Source organism: Pseudomonas sp. NFR02 (assembly GCF_900119375.1).
GTDB classification, from domain to species: domain Bacteria; phylum Pseudomonadota; class Gammaproteobacteria; order Pseudomonadales; family Pseudomonadaceae; genus Aquipseudomonas; species Aquipseudomonas paracarnis.
Genome location: NZ_FPJJ01000009.1, coordinates 66,755 through 84,521 on the forward strand (window position 1 = coordinate 66,755; position 17,767 = coordinate 84,521).

Below are 17,767 nucleotides of genomic sequence, written 5' to 3' on the forward strand. Positions count from 1 at the left end.
CCATGCACTTTCCACTGAAAAAACTGGTGGCTGCCACCTTGTTCGCCGCGAGCCTGTCGGCAGTTGCCACTCCCGCATCCGCTAACATCACCGCAGACCAAAGCGCAGCCATCCTGAAGCATTTCAGCGAGAACTCGGCCACCGATTTTCGCAGTTTCCTCGGCACCCTGGCCAAGAGCGAACTGGGCAAATCGGCTGACACCGGCCCTGCTATCAGCGCGTTTCTGGGCAACAAAACCCTGAGCGCCGAGCAGCAGAACGAGATCAATCGCCTGCTGGGCATTTATACCCGCGTGAAGTACGGCAAAGCCGCGCTCGAAACCCTGCGCGAACTCGTGGAAATCCCCACGTTCAACGTGGACGGCCTGCCACAGTATAAAAACCCGGAATTCCTCAAGATCGCGGCGAAGATCGAGGCCTTGGCCAAGTCCTTCAACCTGAACTTCCGTAACGTCGATAACCGCGTGTACGAAATTTCCCTGGAGGGCAGCGGTGATGACGTCGTGGGTGTGCATGCCCATGCCGATGTGGTGCCCGTGACCCCTGAAAACTGGGTGCTGCAAGACGGTACCAAACTCGACCCGTTCAAGGTCACGCTGATTGGCGACCGCATGTATGGCCGCGGTACCGAGGATGACAAGAACGGCATCGTGGTGACGATGTACGCCATGAAAGTAATCAAGGAAGAAAAACTGCCATTGGCGCGCACGTTCAAGCTGCTGGTGGACACCACTGAAGAAACCGCCGGTGATGCCATTCCTTACTACTTCGAACGCAATCCCGTGCCGCAATACAACCTGGCGCTGGATGGCGGTTACCCGGTGGTGATCGCCGAGAAAGGCTCGGGTACGGTCATGGCCACCTTCCCGGTGCGCAAGGGCGAAGGCAAAGGCGCGCAAATCATCGCGATGACCGGCGGCAAGGCGAACAACCAGATTCCATCGGCCTCGGTGGCCACGCTGGTCAGCGATACGCCAGCCGAATTGGCCGCCAGCTTGCAACAGGCCGGTGACGACTATGCCAAGCGCAATGGTGGCAATTTCCAGGTGACGGCCAAGGTCGATGGCAAGGACGTCAAACTCACGGTTACCGGCGTATCCGCTCACTCCTCCGAGCCTGAAACCGGGGTCAACCCGGTGGCGCGTATGCTGGAACTGATCCACAGCCTCGACGGCAAGGTCGCCCTCCAGCACAACCACATCACCGATGCCGCGCGGTATGCCGCCGACAACTGGGGCCTGGATTACCTGGGCGGCAAATTGGGTGTGGGCTACGCGGATGATTTCATGGGGCCGTTGACCACCTCGCTGACGTTTGTGGGGCAGGATGACAAAGCCTTCAAACTGGCCGTGAACCTGCGCGCACCGAAAGGTAAAACCCCGGAGGCGCTCAAGGCGCAAATCGAGCAGAAGCTGAACACCTGGGACAAGAACGCCAAGGTCAACGTGAGCTTCACTTACTCGCTGGACACGCCGATGTACCGCAACCCTGAAGGGGAATGGGTAAAAGCCTTGCTGGCAGTGGCCACTGAAAACCTGGGCATGGCGCACAAATTCGGCACCTCGGCCGGCGCAACCTCGGTGCACGACCTGCCCAACGGCGTGCAATTCGGCCTGGCCCGCCCGGAAGAGAAGTACACCGGGCACACTGACAGTGAGTTCAAGACGGTTGAACAGTTCTTGCTGGACCTGCAGATCGTCACCGAAATGATGGGCCGCGTCGGGCAATTGCCGAAGCTCTGACCCAGTTGAAGCCCCAGCGAGGCTGCGATGGCGGCGGTACAGGCAACTTCTTTAGCGCCTGAACCACCGCTTTCGCAGCCTCGCTAAAGCTCGGGAGATCGGCGTATGTGGAATCACGCTTTGCAGGGCCATCGAGCCAAACACAACTCCCGACAACAACACCGCCCCAATGTGGGAGCTGTCGAGCCCCGGCGAGGCTGCGATGGCGCCGGCACAGTCAACCTCTTCATCGCCTGAACCACCGCTATCGCAGCCTCGCTAAAGCTCGAAAGCTCCCACAGGGGATCGGCTGTGTATGTGGAATCCCGCCTTGCAGGGCCATCGAGCCAAGCACAACTCCCGACAACAACACCGCCCCAATGTGGGAGCTGTCGAGCCCCGGCGAGGCTGCGATGGCGGCGGCACAGGCACCCTCTTCAGCGCCTGAACCACCGCTTTCGCAGCCTCGCTAAAGCTCGACAGCTCCCACAGGAGATCGGCGGTGTGGGTGAGATCTCGCTTTGCAGGGCTATCGCGCCAAGCACAACTTGGCAACATCAGCCTTGCAACATCAGCATGTCTTCAAAGAAACCACCGACCGGCTCCGTGGGATGGCACAGCTGTATTTCCAGCACCCAGGCCATTTCACTCGGTGGGATCTCCAGGTCAGCCAACACTTTGCTCTCGAACAACGCATGGGGGAAATCTGCAAGGCGGTGCCCTGCCAGGTTGCGTGCCAATCTCCAGCCTTTGGACAGGGCGCTCTGCTCGGCGAAGTCGTAGAGTTCACGCCCAGTCAGGCCACGCAGCCACGCCTGGCGTGTTTCATCAAACACTTCGTGCACGGCCGTTTTGCAGGACTGGTGCAACGGCGCATCGCCGAACACAAACGTATCGCCATAGTCCCCTTCGTAGCCATCCCACACCGGGCCAAGATCGACCACGGCAATGTCATTAGCGCGCAGCCTGCGCTGACGATCAACACCCTCGCGCGGTGGGCGCACAGTGTCGGCGCCAAAACGAATGTAGGTCGGATGCCAGGTGTGCGAAGCGCCCATGGCCTGCAGTTGCCTTGCGGCCATCTCAAGGGCCTCGCCGGTGGTCATGCCGATCTTCAACTGGCTGGCAATGGCCCCCAGGGCACGCATGGATTTTTCCCGCGCAGCCAACATGCCGTCCAAGGAATAACGCGGGCCGACTTTCTCCCAGACCGGGTCGAACGACAGGGAAACCGTTTCCGCACTTGACCGACCACTGGCAACAAACGCCTCCGCGATAAACCGGTGGCTCGGCAACCCCGCTTCAAGGCAATGGGTGCGCACCTGGCTGAGCATTGCACCATTACCGCACGCATACACCTGGACCTGCTCCCAGCGATGCCCGTGACCCGATGCAACCTCCTGCACCCTGCCCTCTGATGACCGCACGGGATGCCAGCGAAAACGGGGATGCTCAAGCATCGCGTGGTCGAGGAAGGCGCTGTCATAAAAGTCCGCCGATTGCGCGCCACCCCAATACAACGTCACTTCGACATCGCGCTTGAGCGCGGTCAGCAGGATAGGCTTGATGCCCGCGTAACCAGTGCCCGTGGCAAATAGGACCACGGGCGCCGCCTCATCGTCCTGCCAGGTACAGGCACCAAACGGCCCTTCCACGTGAAGACGCTCACCCGCGCCGAGATCACCCAGGATACCCTCGGAAAAGTACCCGCCACTCACCCTTCGAATCTGGAAGATCAACCGCCCTTCATCATCGGCGGGCAGGTTGGCAACCGAAAAGCAGCGCGTGTCACCGTCCGCCAGGCGGAACTTGAGGTATTGACCAGGCCGCACCGCCACTGGGCTTTCGGGTATCAATACCAACTCGATCACATCGGGGCCCAGCGCACGCTTACTATGCACTTGCGCCGCCACTACCAGCGCGGGCGTATCCAGCGACCAGCCGGGAATACGCAGGCGCATGTCGCCGCAGGCGTGGCTCTGGCATAACAACATTTCATTGGCTGCCAGAGGATAAGAAGGCGCCGGCGCACCCGGCGCAAGGCGCTTGGCCCGGTACGCACCTTCGGCGACCACCACCTTGCACGAACCGCAGGCGCCACGGCGGCAGGAGAACGGCACGGCCAAGCCGCTGGCGAGCATGGCGTCGAGCAAGAGTTCATCGCCCGCTTCAAAGGTTTTCCCCGAGGGCGACAGTTCGATGACATGACGTTTATTCATAAAGACCTCGGGATAAGTAAGGCTTGATTGTTGCGCTAGACTAGGCCCATTAAAACCTCCAGATTTGGATACTTCAGATGGTCCAGATGCGTAAATGGCGTCCACTGCTCCGGCTTGAAGAAGGTGCAAGCCAGGCGACTTACCGCAAGATCGCCGAAGGCTTGGTCAATGCCATCCTCGAAGGCCGCCTGCCGCCCGGGACGTTACTGCCGGGCACGCGGGAAATGGCACACTTGCTCGACGTCAACCGCAAGACGGTGATCCTGGCCTACGAAGAAGCCATGACCAAGGGCTGGCTGATCAGCGAGCCGCGCCGTGGCACCTTCGTCAATGCGCAGTTGACACCCACGCAACTGCCCAGCGTTACACAACCGTCTTTCGCACCGCAGTTACTGAACCAACCAGCGGTACCCTATTTCACCCATAACGCCCAAGTGGTCGCGCTTGAGCATCGACACGGCGCGCTGTTTTTCGACAACGGCACCAGCGACCACCGCCTGCTGCCCCAGGCCGTTTTGCACCGTTACTATCGCCATGCATTGCGCAACAGTTTCGCCTCCAATACCGTGCGTTACGGGAGTGAGGGCACCGGCTATCATTTGCGCTGTGCCCTGGCCGAGATGCTGCGTAACAACCGTGGGCTGACGGTCACTGCCGAAAATATCTGCCTGACCCAGGGCACCCAGATGTCCCTGTACCTGAGCGCCAGCCTGCTGCTCAAGCCCGGCGACGTGGTACTGGTGGAGCGCTTGAGCTACCCACCGGCCTGGGAAATTTTCCGTCAGCTCGGGGCTCAGTTGGTCACGGTCGACATCGACGATGAAGGTTGCCGCACCGACCAGATCGAGCGCTTATGCCGTGAGCACAAGGTGCGCATGATTTACCTCACGCCCCATCACCAGTTCCCCACCACCGTGAGCCTGCATGCCGCCCGCCGGCAACACTTGCTGGCGTTGGCCGCGCTGCATGACTTGTGCATTATCGAAGAGGACTACGACCACGAATATCATTTCAGTGGCCGCCCTTACCTACCGCTGGCCAGTGACCGCGCCCAACGCCATGTGCTGTATATCGGCTCGTTGTCCAAAGTGCTGGGCTCGACGTTCCGCTGCAGCTATATCGTCGCGCCCACCTCTGTGATTGAAGCCCTGCAGCGCAATGCCGCGCTGATGTTGGGCGATGCCGACGCGGTCGCTCAAGCCATGCTGGCAGACCTGATCAATGACGGGGAGTTGAAGAAGCATGTGCGCCGCGTGTCGAAAGAATATCGGGCGCGCCGATCCGTGCTGCAGGACTGCCTGGACCAGGCGTTTGGCGCTCGCATACAGGTGCGCGAACCCGAGGGGGGCTTGGCGCTATGGGTACGTTTCGAGGAAGAAATAGACGTCGATAAGTTGGCAAGCGCCGCATTGGACCACGGCGTCGTGGTGCGCAGCGGTCGTCAGTTTTCACCCAACGACCAGCCGGTAAACGCGCTGCGCCTGGGCTTTGCCTCCCTCGACCGGGATGAAATCCAGCAAGCCACGCGGCGCCTGGCCCAGGCGATGAACGCCGTAGGCAGGCGTTGAAAAACTTACCCAGCGGCCCCCAGGAAAGGCAGCGCCAGGTACAATTTGATCACCACCGCATTGGCGATATCGATGAAGAACGCGCCCACCATCGGCACCACCAGAAACGCGATCTGCGAGGGCCCGAAGCGCTGCGTTACCGCCTGCATATTGGCAATCGCCGTGGGCGTTGCGCCAAGCCCGAAGCCGCAATGGCCTGCCGCCAGCACCGCCGCATCGTAGTTGCGGCCCATCACCCGGAACGTCACGAAAATCGCGAACAGCGCCATCAGCAATGCCTGTGCGGCCAGCAGAATGACAATCGGCAAAGCCAGTGCCGCCAAGTCCCAGAGCTTGAGTGACATCAGCGCCATCGCCAGGAACAACGACAAACTGACATTGCCCAGCACCGAGACTTCGCGCTCGAACACCTGATGCCAGCCGAGCATCGACAGCCCATTGCGCAGCACCACACCGACGAACAATACGCACACGAACGTCGGCAATTCGAACGCGGTGCCTTGGATGGCGGCATTCAACAAGTTGCCGCCCTGCAGACTGATCGCCACCAGCGCCAGGGTCTCGATAAACGAAAACGCGGTGATCAGGCGCTCTTCATTCGGTTGTTCGAACCCCTTGGCCAGGCTCGACTGCGGTTGCCCAATACCTGGCACCTCGACCCGCTTGATCAGAAAGCGCGCCACGGGCCCGCCGATCAGGCCACCGAGCACCAGGCCAAAGGTCGCCGAGGCAATCGCCAGTTCAGACGCAGACGCCACGCCATACTGCTCACTGAACACCGCGCCCCAGGCCGCACCGGTGCCATGCCCACCGGACAAAGTCACCGAACCCGCAAGCAGGCCCATCAATGGGTCAAGCCCGAGCGCCGAGGCCAGCGCGATACCCATGGCGTTTTGCACCACCAGCAAGCCCGTTACCACCAGCAGAAACACCGCCAGGATCCGTCCGCCTTTCTTCAGGCTGGCAAAATCGGCGTTCAAACCGATAGTGGCAAAGAACGCCAGCATCAAGGGGGTTTGCAATGAAGGATCGAAGCGTACTTCGATATCGGCAAACCCGCGCAACGCCAGGAGCAGCATGGCGACCAACAGGCCACCGGCTACGGGTTCCGGAATGTTGTAGGTACGTAAGAAGCCGATGCGAGCCACAAGCCCGCGCCCCAGCAATAGCACCAGTGAAGCGGCAACGAGGGTTGAATAGAAATCGAGTTGAAGCATCCGGTCAGTTCTCTGAAGTGGACAAGGAGAATGGGTGGCCAGAGTAGAGAGCACAGGGCGAAAAGGCATCCACCCTACAAAAAACACAGACTTTCCCTACAAGCTTCACAATAATAACCTACAACCGCCTGCACCTCGCCCATCCAGAGATACGCACAGTAGACTTATCGACGACGCCTTCGCAGCAGAGGCCAGTTTGAGGCGATCTCACCCGGCTCAGCGTCACGCCCTGCGACTCGCACCAGGTCTGGAAACTCAAGCAACAGGGCACGATTGCCCCGGCCAATGTGCTCCATCACCGCCAGGGTAATGTTTTCCCGCACCATGCCCGTCGAAACGTAGTACATGGCCCAGGCCTGTTCTGGCGTACACAGGCCGATCTGCTCTTCAATCTCTTTGTAGGCCTTGTAGTCGTCCGACTCTAAATAGCGCTGATCACCACCCTGGCGCATGCTGTCTCCCTCCCCGACCTCGTCCCCGTCACGTACCGCTTTTGACCTTGGTCCAGACCCGTGTGCGAATGCGCTCCGCCTTCAGCGGCAAGGGCTCAAGCGGAACCAGTGTGGCCATGGTCTTTTTATCGGGATAGATCCAAGGGTTATCCCGCAACTTTTGTTCGACGAATTCAGTGGCGTCTTTATTGGCGTTGGGATAGAGCATGTAGTTGGATGTCTTGGCTATCACCTGTGGCCGCAGCATGTAGTTGATGAACGCCAGAGCGGCCTTTGGGTGGCGAGCGTCCTTGAGCAACACCCAGTTTTCAGACCAGACCAAGGCGCCTTCGCGCGGCAGGCTGTAGGCAATCTTGCGGCCACTGTTGGACTTTTCATTAATCGCCTGCGCCGCCAGGGCACCATTGGCCCAGCCGACGACCGCGCAGATGTTGCCGTCGGCCAAGTCGGTGTCGATCCGGGAAGAGTCGAAATAGAGCACATAGGGGCGAATTTTCAACAGCAGCGCCTGGGCCTTCTGGTAATCCTCGGGATCAGTGCTGTTGCTGGGCAGCCCCAGGTAGTGCAAGGCAATGGAAATGATCTCGCTGGGGGAGTCGAGCATGGCCACGCCACAAGACTTGAGCTTGCTGATGTTTTCTTCTTTGAAGATCAGGTCCCAGCTGTCCACCGGGGCGTCATCGCCCAGCGCCGCCTTGACTTTATCCACGTCGTAGCCAATGCCGGTGGTGCCCCAGACATAGGGCACGGCGTAGCGGTTACCGGGGTCATTGACCGCCAGCAGGGAGAGGATGTCAGGGTCGATGTGCGAAAGGTTACTCAACTGCGCGCGATCCAGCGGCTGCAGCACCCCGGCCTTGATCAAGCCCGGCAATACATTGGAGGTGGCCACCACCAGGTCATAGCCGGTGCGCCCAGCCATGACCTTGCTCTGCATGATTTCGGCGCTGTCGAAAGCATCCATATGCAGCTTGATGCCGGTCTCCTGCTGGAATTGCTTGGGCGTCTGCGGTTCAAGAAACCCGAACCAGTTATACAGATACACCGAAGATTCAGCGGCGGCTGCGGGCGTGCTGATTGCAGCGCCCATAAGCGAAGCTAAAAAAATAGCTCGCAAGTGTGCTCGACTCATATGACTATCCCTGTCCACACGACGCGCCCTCATGGCTATCGTAAGCTCGGGGTGAATATACCGAGCCTCGACGAATAGTAAATACCTACAAGTACTTAGCTCTGGCCTGCAAAGCCCTAACCCTAAAGGGGTAGAACATGTCGCTTGACCTTCATAGCCTGGCTTGGCACCGATCGGTTGGAAAACTGATCATGCAGCTCAATCGCCCTGAGTTCTGGAGTTCGTTGATTCGCGTATTGAATGAATATGTGCAGATAGACAATTGGGTGGTGCTGGTTTTTGGCGACCACGCAGTGCGTGTGATCAGCCTGCCCGAAGTAGCAGACAGCGAAGAAATCGACGCCTTTATTCACCGCTATGTGAAAGGCCTGTATCTGCTGGACCCGTTTTATATCGCTGATCGAGAAAACCCACAGAGCGGGTTCTTCCATCTGCTCGACATTGCGCCGGAACACTTCCGGGAAACCGAGTACTACCAGCAATATTTCGCGCAATACATCTCGGTCGATGAGGCGCAATACAATGTAAGGCTCGATGCCGGTACAACGCTGTGCATGTCGTTTGGCAGCAACCTGCGATTCACCCAGGCGCAGATAACGGTATTGGACATGATCAAGCCGTGGGTAACGGCAATGATGCATCAACGCATGGGCTTTGAAACTGACCCGGCAAAAAATCTTGCCGAGCCGGCCCCATGGGCTGAGGCACTTACTCAGTTGGAAGCACAAGTAACGGCACGTGAAAAGGACGTACTCAAGTTACTGCTCAGTGGGTTCTCCAACAAAGAGATCGCCGGCAAGCTGTCGCTGTCGACGGAAACCATCAAGGTTCACCGCCGCAACATCTACAGCAAGCTGAATATCAAATCGCAGTCCGAACTGTTTGCGCGGTTTTTTATGCCACGGCAGGAGATTCCTTCGACGCTTTGAACGGGGGCGGTGCGCTGGCGAAGTAAATTGCGCACAAACAAAAACGCCGATCATCACTGATCGGCGTTTTCGTTAAATATGGAGCGGGAAACGAGACTCGAACTCGCGACCCCGACCTTGGCAAGGTCGTGCTCTACCAACTGAGCTATTCCCGCAAATGGCGTCCCCTAGGGGACTCGAACCCCTGTTACCGCCGTGAAAGGGCGGTGTCCTAGGCCACTAGACGAAGGGGACACGCTACTGAAACACATGGTGTGTGTTCCAGTGCCCAGAGGCCTTGTCCGAAGACTTGGTCCTGGTTTCACTCAATGCCGCCCGAAGGCCACACTGCTTGTAAATTGGAGCGGGAAACGAGACTCGAACTCGCGACCCCGACCTTGGCAAGGTCGTGCTCTACCAACTGAGCTATTCCCGCATATGGCGTCCCCTAGGGGACTCGAACCCCTGTTACCGCCGTGAAAGGGCGGTGTCCTAGGCCACTAGACGAAGGGGACACACGTACAACATTCACTCCCTACCGCGTTTCGCTGTGTGCTTTACGCTGTAAGTGGCGCGCATTCTATGGATGGATTGAAAGGTCGTCAACCCCCAAGGATAAATTTATTTAAATCAATGACTTCGCCATGGTTTCACGGCCTTCGCGGGCATTGGCACCGTCCGAGCCTTGACGCCTATATTCTGGCGTTCGACAAGACGCTATAGTTCACCCAGGCAAATGATGGCAATGTGCATCCATTCAGGGAACGCCTACCTATATAGAAGAAATCACCTGGGCAACTGGTCGATCGGTCCTATCCGCCGGATGACCCAGTCACTACACTCCACAGCAAACCCTATTAAAGAGGTCACACCAGTGACACCACTCATGATCACCCTGCTGGTAATAGCCGGGATCGTAATACTGATCGCCATTGGCTACATGAACCACGTGGTGGAAAACAACAAGCTGGAAAAGAAGCGTACCGAGATCGAGCTTAACGATCGGCTGCGTCGCTGCGGTGAAATTACCGAGACCTTCCCCGGCCAACTGATGACCCCAGCGCTCAAGCTGTTGCTGGCTCGCCTGGAACTGAACGTCAACCAGCGCCTGTTGAATCTCAACAAGTCCAGCACACCGCTCAAGGCGCGTATCACCGAACTGAATGCGCTGATCGCCCAAGGCGAATCGATTCCGGTGGCCAACCCACCGGCACCGATCCAGACCGAGGCCAAGGCCAAGGACGTGCGCTTCCTGCTCGAAGCCCTGCACGGCCAAGTCACCCGCGCCGCGCAGGATGGCTTCCTGCCGACCAACGAAGCCAAGCACTGGATCAAGGAAATCCGTCATATCCTGGTGCTGCTGCACATCGAGTTTTTCAACAACCTCGGCCAGCACGCCCTGCTGCAAGGCCAACCCGGCCAGGCACGCCTGGCGTTCGAGCGCGGCGTGCAGTACCTGCGCAAACAGCCGGAGCCGGTGCTCTACAGCGCCCAGTTGCAACTGCTGGAGTCCCAATTGGCGCGCGCCAACTCCACAGTGCTGACCAACAGCCAGCCTGCCGAGGACGAAGTCAACGAGTTGACCGAGGGCTTGAAAGTCGTCGACGCCGATGCCGAGTGGAAGAAGAAAGCTATCTACGATTGATGGCATCGCGAACGCAATGCTCAAAGCAACGAACATCAAAGCTGGCTTGCCTGCGAAGACGTCGGCTCAGCAACATTGATGTTGACTGACACACCGCTTTCGCGAGCAAGCCCGCTCCCACAGTGGGATTGTGGGGTGTCAGGTAGGTGAGCATCGGCTGGCAGGCCTTCATCGCAGGCAAGCCAGCTCCCACAGTGAAATCATCACATGCCATCAATGTGCACCTATCCTCCTGCCCCCGACTAGCGTAAAAAAGTGCCCCTCACTCCGTGAAACTAGAGGCCTGTTATGCCTGTCGCCGTGATTGATGGACAACCGCTGCACTTTATCGACCAGGGCGCCGGCCCCGTCGTGCTACTGGGTTCGAGTTACCTGTGGGCCAGCGACATGTGGGCGCCGCAGATTGAAGCGCTGTCGCAGCAATACCGCGTGATCGTCCCCGAGTTGTGGGGCCACGGTGAGTCCGGGCCGTTGCCAGCAAACACCCATTCCCTGGATGACCTCGCCCGCCAGGCCCTGGCGCTGCTGGATCACCTGAGCATCGAACAAGCCAACCTGGTGGGCCTCTCGGTCGGCGGCATGTGGGGCGCACGCCTGGCGCTGCTGGCTCCCGAGCGCATCAACACCGTGGTGCTGATGGACACCTACCTAGGGGCTGAACCCGAAGCAACGCGCCAGTACTATTTCTCGCTGTTCAAGATGATTGAAGACGCCGGGGCGATCCCCGAACCGTTGCTGGATGTGATCGCACCGATCTTCTTCCGCCCGAACATCGACCGCGAATCCGCGCTGTACCAGGACTTTCGCCAGTCACTGCAAGGCTTCCCCAAAGAACGCTTGCTGGACAGTATCGTGCCACTGGGCCGCCTGATCTTCAGCCGCAAAGACATCTTGGAGCAATTACCTGGCTTGGACGCCGACACCACCCTGGTGATGTGCGGCGAGCAGGACAAACCCCGGCCACCCGCCGAGTCCGAGGAAATGGCCGACCTGATCGGTTGCAGCCTGATCCTGATCCCCGAAGCCGGGCATATCTCCAGCCGCGAGAACCCGGATTTCGTCAACGAGGCGCTGCTGACCTTCCTCGCCAACCACGCCTGATCGCCCTGCCCTCAGATCGCAGCGTCTACGCTGCGATCAAAGGCGGAAATGCCCCACCATCCCCTTGAGTTGCGCGCCCAACTGCGCCAACTGGATGCTCGAGGCGGCATTGCCTTGCATGCTCAACGCAGAATGATCGGCACTCGCCCGAATACTGGTGACACTGCGGTTGATCTCTTCGGCCACCGAGCTTTGCTCCTCGGCGGCGGCGGCGATCTGTTGGTTCATCTGCTGGATCAATGAAACAGCCGCCGCAATGCTGCCCAAGGCCCCTTCGGTCTCCAGTGCATCACTGACCGCCAGTTTCACCAGCTCGCCACTCTGCTGGATCTGCTGCACCGAGGACTGCGCCGCACTGCGCAGCGTGCTGACCAGCCGTTCGATTTCCTCGGTCGATTGTTGGGTGCGCTTGGCCAGTGCCCGCACTTCATCGGCCACCACCGCAAAGCCACGCCCCTGCTCACCGGCACGCGCCGCCTCAATCGCAGCGTTCAAAGCCAGCAAGTTGGTCTGTTCGGCCACGCTCTGGATCACGCTCAAGACGGTACCTATATTCTGGATTTGCGCGCTGAGGCTTTCGATGCTGGCGCTGGCACTGTTGCTCGACGTCGCCAGCAATTCGATACGCTGAAGGCTCATGCGTACCACCTGTTGGCCGCTATCGACTTTGGCATCCGCGGTCTGCGCGGCTTGGGCCGCCTGCTCGGCATTGCGTGCCACATCGTGCACCGTGGCGGTCATCTGGTTCATCGCCGTGGCGACTTGCTCGGTTTCGTCCTTCTGGTTGCTGACTTCGGCAGTGGTTTGCTCGGTGACGCTGGACAATGAATGCGCGGAGCTGGCGAGCTGTTCGATCCCCGCCTGCAACCCGCTGACCATCTGGCTCAAGCTATTGCCCATCTGCTGCATCGCCTGCATCAACTGGCCGATTTCATCACGACGGCTGATCTCCATGCGCCCACTCAGGTCACCCGAGGCGATCTGCTGGGCCACGGCGATCACCGCGCGCAACGGCGCAACAATCAAGCGAGTGATCACCCATGCAGCGATCAAGCCCACCAGCAGCGCCAGGGCGGATGAGCCGATGATCAGCAACGTGCTGTGCTGCAACTGTGTTTGCATGGACTGGTCTTCGGCGGCATACGCCTGGTTGACCCGGCTGACCACTTGCTCGGCGCGGTCATGCAATTGCGTGTAGACCACTTTTTCCTGGGCCAGCAGCCCGGTGTATTCGCCGAGCTTTTCACTGAACGACGCGATATGCCCGGCGACTTCGTTGAGCACGGTCTGGTAGCCGGGGTCCTTGACCGTGGTTTTGAGTGTCTCGACTTCAGCCAGGGCCTGGTCGGCTTGCTCGATCTTGCCCTGCCCGGCGTCGTCTGCGTCCGCCCTGCGGCTCTGATCCAGGCGCACCCGCGCTTCGTTCATGGCCTGCAACATCAGCCGCGACACCTGGCTGACCTGCCCTGCCTGCTCGATAAACGCCGCGCCCTCCTTGCCTTGGCTTTCCTTGAGGCCATAGGCGCCGTCGTCCGCCAGCCCGGCTTGCAGCACATCCAGGTTATTGGCCACGCTGGACACCGACCAACTGGCCATTTCCAGGGCGAGGTCTTTGGTCTGGGTCAACTCGACGAACTCATCGAATGCCTGGCGATAGGCGACCAAAGCTTGCTCAACATCACCCATCACTCGCTCGTTGCTGGCGGACCGCGCCTTGAGACGCGTGGCCTGGGCCATCAGCGCATCGACACTGGCATGCAGGGCCTCAACGGCCTTGGGGTCGGCGTGCAACGCATAGTCCTGCTCGATCACGCGCACCTTGAGCAGGTCGCTGTTGAGCGTCGACATCGACGTAAGACCCTCGAAGCGCTGGCCGATGGTCTGCAGGGACCACACACCGATGGCCGCTACCAGGGCCGTCAACAGCAGTACCAGGGTAAAACCCAAGCCGAGTTTTTTTGCCATACCGAGGTTGGCGAAACGTCGTTGCACGCCCGAAATCATTGCACTTGATCCTCTTGCGATGGCAAATGCCATAAGCCAGGTTTACAAGCAGCGAGATTCGCAACCCCGAGGCACTGAGCACAAGCCGCTGGCGCCGGAATAATGGCAAAAAGCTACATGTGCGTCGTTTTCAGAATGGTCGAGGTCGATCTCGCTGCACCCATAGCGCGGAACAGCGTCAATGCGCGTTGATCAGCGGCGTAGGCCACATTGATGCGCAGCCATTCGCTGCGCTCACCCGTGGGGCTGAACAACGCACCCGGCGACAGCAACACACCCAGCCGCTGGGCGCAGGCTTGCAATCGCAAGGGGTCGGCCAAGCCTGGTCGTGCCCACAGGAACATCCCGCCCGCGGGTGCGGCAAATACCTGCCACTCTTCATCCTCCAGCACCTGCAGAGTGGCAGCCATCTGCGCAGTCAGGCGCTTGCGCAGGCGCTGCATCCACTTACGGTAAGTGCCGTTACTCAGCAACGTCGCCACCATGGCTTCGGCAAACCGTGAGGTGCCGATGCCTGTCAGGGTCTTGAGCTGGACCAATTGCGTGATGATCGCGGCATTGGCGCACAGGTAACCCACGCGCAGGGCACTGCTCAGTGTCTTGGAAAAGCTCGACACATAGATCACCCGCTCATCATGGGCAAGCGCCGACAAGCGTGTGCAACTGGCATGTTGCAGGTCGCCGTAAACGTCCTCTTCGATAATCAGGAAGTCGCGCTCGCGTGCCAACTCCAACAAGCGCTCCGCCACCGGACGACTCAAACTGGTCCCCGTGGGGTTGTGATACAGGCTGTTGATGAACAGGCACTTGGGCCGGTGGGTGTGCAGCAGCGCTTCCAATGCCGGAATATCCGGGCCACCACGGGTGCGCGGCACTTGCAGCAGCGTAACGCCCTGAAAGGCCAGTTGGCGATAGAGATTGCCATACCCGGGTGTCTCGACCACCACCTTATCACCTGGCTTGAGCAGTGTGCGTATCAGCAGGTCCTGGGCATGGCTGGCGCCGTGGGTGGTGAGAATACGGTCCAGGCTGGTGGGCACGTGTATCTGGGTCAGGCGTTTGAGCAGTTGTTCGCGCAACGCCGGCAACCCCAAGGGTGTGCTGTAGTTGAACAGGCCGCCAGTGTCGGTACGGCTCAGTTCGCGGATCGCGTAGTTGATGTCATCGCTTTCGCGCCAGGTGTCGGGTAGCCAGCCGCAGCCCAGCTTCAGCTGGCCCAGTGGGCCATCGGTAAATGCCCCCCAGCCCTGTTCCGCACCCTCATACCAATGGTTTTCGTGGACCGTCGTGGGTGACGCCACCACAAACCCCGAGCCATGTCGGGGGGCCAGCAGCCCCTGGGCCACCAATCGTTCGAATGCCTCGATCACACTGGCCTGGCTCAGCAGGTTATCGAGGGCCAATTGGCGAATGGACGGCAAGCGTGTGCCAGGGCTCACCCCCTCCTTGCGAATCCATTCTGCCACCGCGCTGACGATCTGCTGAACAACCGGTACCAGGGCTTGTCGATCGATCCCTAAATCCATGAGCCACTCACTTCAACTGTCTGTTAACCCAAAACAGTTAAGCACAGAAGCTCAGTAAAACCGGCCGCCAACTTTTATTAAAGTATTGATTTTATTGGGTTATTTACCTAGTGAAACATATTCGGGCGCAGCCCACTGCCCGCCATGGAAACGCCCCACAGCACCTGGCTCTGTTTTCGAATGCCACGCGACCTGCCGTCCTAGATCGCTGTCGCGCCGCCGTCCACCGCCAGGGCCTGACCGGTGGTAAATGCTGCGCCATCACTGCACAGGTACAACACGGCGCTGGCGATTTCCTCAACCTTGCCAATGCGTCCGACCGGGTGCATGGCGGCGGCAAACTCAGCCTTGCGTGGGTCGGCCTCATAGGCGCGGCGAAACATGTCGGTATCAATCACGGCCGGGCAGACCGCATTCACGCGGATTTTCTTCTTCGCATACTCGATGGCCGCCGACTTCGTCAGCCCGATCACCGCATGCTTGGACGCCGCATAGATGCTCATCTTCGGTGCCGCCCCCAACCCCGCCACCGATGCGGTGTTGACGATGGCCCCACCGCCCTGGGCCAACAGCAACGGCAGCTGATACTTCATGCACAGCCACACGCCTTTGACGTTAACCCCCATGATCGCATCGAACTCATCAAGACTGCCGTCGGCCAGCTTGCCCTTCTCGATCTCGATGCCGGCGTTGTTGAAGGCGTAGTCCAGGCGTCCATAGGTGGCGACGGTCTGAGCCATCAATTGCTGCACGTCCGCGTCGAGCGTGACGTTGCAGCGCACAAATATCCCTTCGCCACCGGCCTGGTGGATCAATGCCACAGTGCCCTCACCTCCCGCCACATCAAGGTCAGCGACCACCACCTTCAAGCCTTCGGCGGCGAATGCCAGCGCGGTGGCGCGGCCAATACCAGCGGCGGCGCCGGTCACCAAGGCGACCTGGCCGGAAAACGTCATGCTCATGGGAACTGTCCTGTGGGGTTAGTAGCGATGGAGCGAGTCTAGCCAACGCCGGGAGCCGCACGTCAGCACTATCAGAAGGCCGGTTGGCGCTGCATGAATCGCAGTGATAAAGCGGACCGGCTGATTATCAATGAGGCCTATTGCCGGGCATTCGCCTGCGCCGCACACCCTTGCCCTTCTGCCACTGAGGGTCTATCACTCATGTTCCATTTCTAAAGAGTCCTTGCCATGACCGCCCAGACCAACCGCCAATTTCTGCTCGCCAAACGCCCGGTCGGTGCCGCCACGCGCGAGACCTTCACTTACCAGGAAGTACCGGTGGGCGAACCCCAGGAAGGCCAGGTGCTGGTGCGCAATGAATACCTGTCCCTCGACCCGGCCATGCGTGGCTGGATGAATGAAGGCAAGTCCTACATCCCACCAGTAGGCATCGGCGAAGTGATGCGCGCCCTGGGCGTAGGCAAGGTGATTGCCTCGAAGCATCCGAACTTCGCGGTGGGGGACTACGTGAACGGTGCACTGGGCGTGCAGGATTACTTCCTTGGCGAGCCCCGTGGTTTCTATAAGGTGGACCCCAAGCTAGCGCCCCTGCCCCGCTACCTGTCCGCCCTGGGCATGACCGGCATGACGGCGTACTTTGCCCTGCTGGACACCGGCGCACCGAAAACCGGTGACACCGTGGTGATCTCTGGTGCTGCCGGTGCCGTGGGTAGCATCGCCGGGCAGATCGCCAAGCTCAAAGGCTGTCGCGTGGTGGGGATCGCCGGTGGCGCCGAAAAGTGCAAGTTCCTGGTGGATGAGCTGGGCTTCGACGCCGCCATCGACTACAAAAACGAAGACGTGCCCGCCGCCCTCAAGCGCGAGTGCCCCAAAGGCGTGGACGTGTATTTCGATAACGTCGGCGGGGATATTCTCGACGCCGTGCTCAGCCGCCTGGCGCTCAAAGCCCGCGTAGTGATTTGCGGCGCAATCAGCCAGTACAACAACAAGGAAGCGGTCAAAGGTCCGGCCAACTACCTGTCATTGCTGGTCAATCGTGCGCGCATGGAAGGCTTTGTGGTGATGGACCACGCGGCGAACTTCGCGGCGGCGGGCCAGGAAATGGCCGGCTGGATGGCCCAGGGCAAGCTCAAGAGCAAGGAAGATATTGTCGAAGGGCTGGAGACATTCCCGGAAACGCTGATGAAGCTGTTCAATGGCGAGAACTTCGGGAAGTTGGTGCTCAAAGTCAGCTGAAACAACACAAAAACAAATGTGGGAGCTGGCTTGCCTGCGATGCAAGCAACTCGGTTTCTAAGTGATACCGAGTTGA

General features: G+C 59.6%; 13 protein-coding genes, 4 tRNA genes and 1 pseudogene. 6 read left to right on the forward strand and 12 right to left on the reverse strand.

Annotated features, from left to right (window positions below; genetic code table 11):
• Positions 1 to 2 precede the first annotated feature (2 nt).
• Positions 3 to 1,742 (forward strand): dipeptidase, encoded by a 1,740-nt coding sequence (locus BT199_RS23630; protein ID WP_072435562.1) that lies wholly within the window; start codon positions 3 to 5, stop codon positions 1,740 to 1,742.
• A 536-nt stretch (positions 1,743 to 2,278) separates the two neighbouring features.
• On the opposite strand, the gene BT199_RS23635 is transcribed toward BT199_RS23630, so the two are convergent.
• Positions 2,279 to 3,940 (reverse strand): M24 family metallopeptidase, encoded by a 1,662-nt coding sequence (locus BT199_RS23635; RefSeq protein ID WP_072435563.1) that lies wholly within the window; start codon positions 3,938 to 3,940, stop codon positions 2,279 to 2,281.
• Between the two features lie 77 nt (positions 3,941 to 4,017).
• Between BT199_RS23635 and BT199_RS23640 the strand changes: the two genes are divergently transcribed.
• Positions 4,018 to 5,508: a MocR-like pyridoxine biosynthesis transcription factor PdxR gene (locus BT199_RS23640; protein ID WP_072435564.1), complete on the forward strand. Its 1,491-nt coding sequence runs from the start codon at positions 4,018 to 4,020 to the stop codon at positions 5,506 to 5,508.
• 5 nt (positions 5,509 to 5,513) lie between these two features.
• Here the strand turns inward: BT199_RS23640 and gltS are convergent, their stop codons facing one another.
• The 3 genes from gltS to BT199_RS23655 form a co-directional block, all read right to left on the reverse strand.
• Positions 5,514 to 6,725 (reverse strand): sodium/glutamate symporter, encoded by a 1,212-nt coding sequence (gene gltS / locus BT199_RS23645; RefSeq protein ID WP_014717766.1) that lies wholly within the window; start codon positions 6,723 to 6,725, stop codon positions 5,514 to 5,516.
• A gap of 164 nt (positions 6,726 to 6,889) precedes the next feature.
• Positions 6,890 to 7,177, reverse strand: coding sequence for a hypothetical protein (locus BT199_RS23650; protein WP_014717765.1), 288 nt, complete (start codon positions 7,175 to 7,177; stop codon positions 6,890 to 6,892).
• Between the two features lie 28 nt (positions 7,178 to 7,205).
• Positions 7,206 to 8,309 (reverse strand): polyamine ABC transporter substrate-binding protein, encoded by a 1,104-nt coding sequence (locus BT199_RS23655; protein ID WP_014717764.1) that lies wholly within the window; start codon positions 8,307 to 8,309, stop codon positions 7,206 to 7,208.
• 137 nt (positions 8,310 to 8,446) lie between these two features.
• On the opposite strand from BT199_RS23655, the gene BT199_RS23660 reads away from it, so the two are divergent.
• Positions 8,447 to 9,238, forward strand: a complete 792-nt coding sequence (locus BT199_RS23660) for a helix-turn-helix transcriptional regulator (protein ID WP_014717763.1) — start codon at positions 8,447 to 8,449, stop codon at positions 9,236 to 9,238.
• A 79-nt stretch (positions 9,239 to 9,317) separates the two neighbouring features.
• Here BT199_RS23660 and BT199_RS23665 read toward each other — a convergent pair.
• From BT199_RS23665 to BT199_RS23680, 4 genes are all read right to left on the reverse strand, one after another.
• Positions 9,318 to 9,393, reverse strand: a tRNA-Gly gene (locus tag BT199_RS23665).
• Between the two features lie 3 nt (positions 9,394 to 9,396).
• Positions 9,397 to 9,472 (reverse strand) — tRNA-Glu (locus tag BT199_RS23670).
• A gap of 105 nt (positions 9,473 to 9,577) precedes the next feature.
• A tRNA-Gly gene (locus BT199_RS23675) sits at positions 9,578 to 9,653 on the reverse strand.
• A 3-nt stretch (positions 9,654 to 9,656) separates the two neighbouring features.
• Positions 9,657 to 9,732 (reverse strand) — tRNA-Glu (locus BT199_RS23680).
• A gap of 371 nt (positions 9,733 to 10,103) precedes the next feature.
• Between BT199_RS23680 and BT199_RS23685 the strand changes: the two genes are divergently transcribed.
• Together BT199_RS23685 and BT199_RS23690 are read left to right on the forward strand one after the other, a co-directional pair.
• On the forward strand, positions 10,104 to 10,862 hold the full coding sequence (locus BT199_RS23685; RefSeq protein WP_019816693.1) for a hypothetical protein: 759 nt from the start codon (positions 10,104 to 10,106) through the stop codon (positions 10,860 to 10,862).
• Positions 10,863 to 11,150: 288 nt separating this feature from the next.
• Positions 11,151 to 11,963, forward strand: coding sequence for an alpha/beta fold hydrolase (locus tag BT199_RS23690; protein ID WP_072435565.1), 813 nt, complete (start codon positions 11,151 to 11,153; stop codon positions 11,961 to 11,963).
• A gap of 36 nt (positions 11,964 to 11,999) precedes the next feature.
• Here BT199_RS23690 and BT199_RS27755 read toward each other — a convergent pair whose 3' ends face one another.
• The 4 genes and pseudogenes from BT199_RS27755 to BT199_RS23705 form a co-directional block, all read right to left on the reverse strand.
• Positions 12,000 to 12,881 carry a methyl-accepting chemotaxis protein gene (locus tag BT199_RS27755; RefSeq protein WP_370721009.1) on the reverse strand — a complete coding sequence of 294 codons (882 nt, stop codon included), beginning with the start codon at positions 12,879 to 12,881 and terminating at the stop codon, positions 12,000 to 12,002.
• A pseudogene (locus BT199_RS27760) lies at positions 12,858 to 14,000 on the reverse strand (HAMP domain-containing protein); the annotation flags it as partial. The gene BT199_RS27755 and the pseudogene BT199_RS27760, both read right to left, overlap by 24 nt.
• Positions 14,001 to 14,080: 80 nt before the next feature.
• Positions 14,081 to 15,493, reverse strand: a complete 1,413-nt coding sequence (locus tag BT199_RS23700; RefSeq protein WP_014717759.1) for an aminotransferase-like domain-containing protein — start codon at positions 15,491 to 15,493, stop codon at positions 14,081 to 14,083.
• A gap of 200 nt (positions 15,494 to 15,693) precedes the next feature.
• Positions 15,694 to 16,455 (reverse strand): SDR family oxidoreductase, encoded by a 762-nt coding sequence (locus BT199_RS23705; RefSeq protein WP_014717758.1) that lies wholly within the window; start codon positions 16,453 to 16,455, stop codon positions 15,694 to 15,696.
• Positions 16,456 to 16,683: 228 nt separating this feature from the next.
• Here BT199_RS23705 and BT199_RS23710 point away from each other — a divergent pair, with 228 nt between their 5' ends.
• Positions 16,684 to 17,691 (forward strand): NADP-dependent oxidoreductase, encoded by a 1,008-nt coding sequence (locus BT199_RS23710; protein WP_014717757.1) that lies wholly within the window; start codon positions 16,684 to 16,686, stop codon positions 17,689 to 17,691.
• Positions 17,692 to 17,767: the final 76 nt, after the last annotated feature.

Excerpts from the sequence above, each read along its gene's own strand:
- BT199_RS23630 (WP_072435562.1), top strand. The coding sequence starts at position 3 with ATGCACTTTCCACTGAAAAAACTGGTGGCTGCCACCTTGTTCGCCGCG.
- BT199_RS23635 (WP_072435563.1), bottom strand. The coding sequence starts at position 3,940 with ATGAATAAACGTCATGTCATCGAACTGTCGCCCTCGGGGAAAACCTTT.
- BT199_RS23640 (WP_072435564.1), top strand. The coding sequence starts at position 4,018 with ATGGTCCAGATGCGTAAATGGCGTCCACTGCTCCGGCTTGAAGAAGGT.
- gltS (WP_014717766.1), bottom strand. The coding sequence starts at position 6,725 with ATGCTTCAACTCGATTTCTATTCAACCCTCGTTGCCGCTTCACTGGTG.
- BT199_RS23650 (WP_014717765.1), bottom strand. The coding sequence starts at position 7,177 with ATGCGCCAGGGTGGTGATCAGCGCTATTTAGAGTCGGACGACTACAAG.
- BT199_RS23655 (WP_014717764.1), bottom strand. The coding sequence starts at position 8,309 with ATGAGTCGAGCACACTTGCGAGCTATTTTTTTAGCTTCGCTTATGGGC.
- BT199_RS23660 (WP_014717763.1), top strand. The coding sequence starts at position 8,447 with ATGTCGCTTGACCTTCATAGCCTGGCTTGGCACCGATCGGTTGGAAAA.
- BT199_RS23685 (WP_019816693.1), top strand. The coding sequence starts at position 10,104 with ATGATCACCCTGCTGGTAATAGCCGGGATCGTAATACTGATCGCCATT.
- BT199_RS23690 (WP_072435565.1), top strand. The coding sequence starts at position 11,151 with ATGCCTGTCGCCGTGATTGATGGACAACCGCTGCACTTTATCGACCAG.
- BT199_RS27755 (WP_370721009.1), bottom strand. The coding sequence starts at position 12,881 with ATGCAGGCGATGCAGCAGATGGGCAATAGCTTGAGCCAGATGGTCAGC.
- BT199_RS23700 (WP_014717759.1), bottom strand. The coding sequence starts at position 15,493 with ATGGATTTAGGGATCGATCGACAAGCCCTGGTACCGGTTGTTCAGCAG.
- BT199_RS23705 (WP_014717758.1), bottom strand. The coding sequence starts at position 16,455 with ATGAGCATGACGTTTTCCGGCCAGGTCGCCTTGGTGACCGGCGCCGCC.
- BT199_RS23710 (WP_014717757.1), top strand. The coding sequence starts at position 16,684 with ATGACCGCCCAGACCAACCGCCAATTTCTGCTCGCCAAACGCCCGGTC.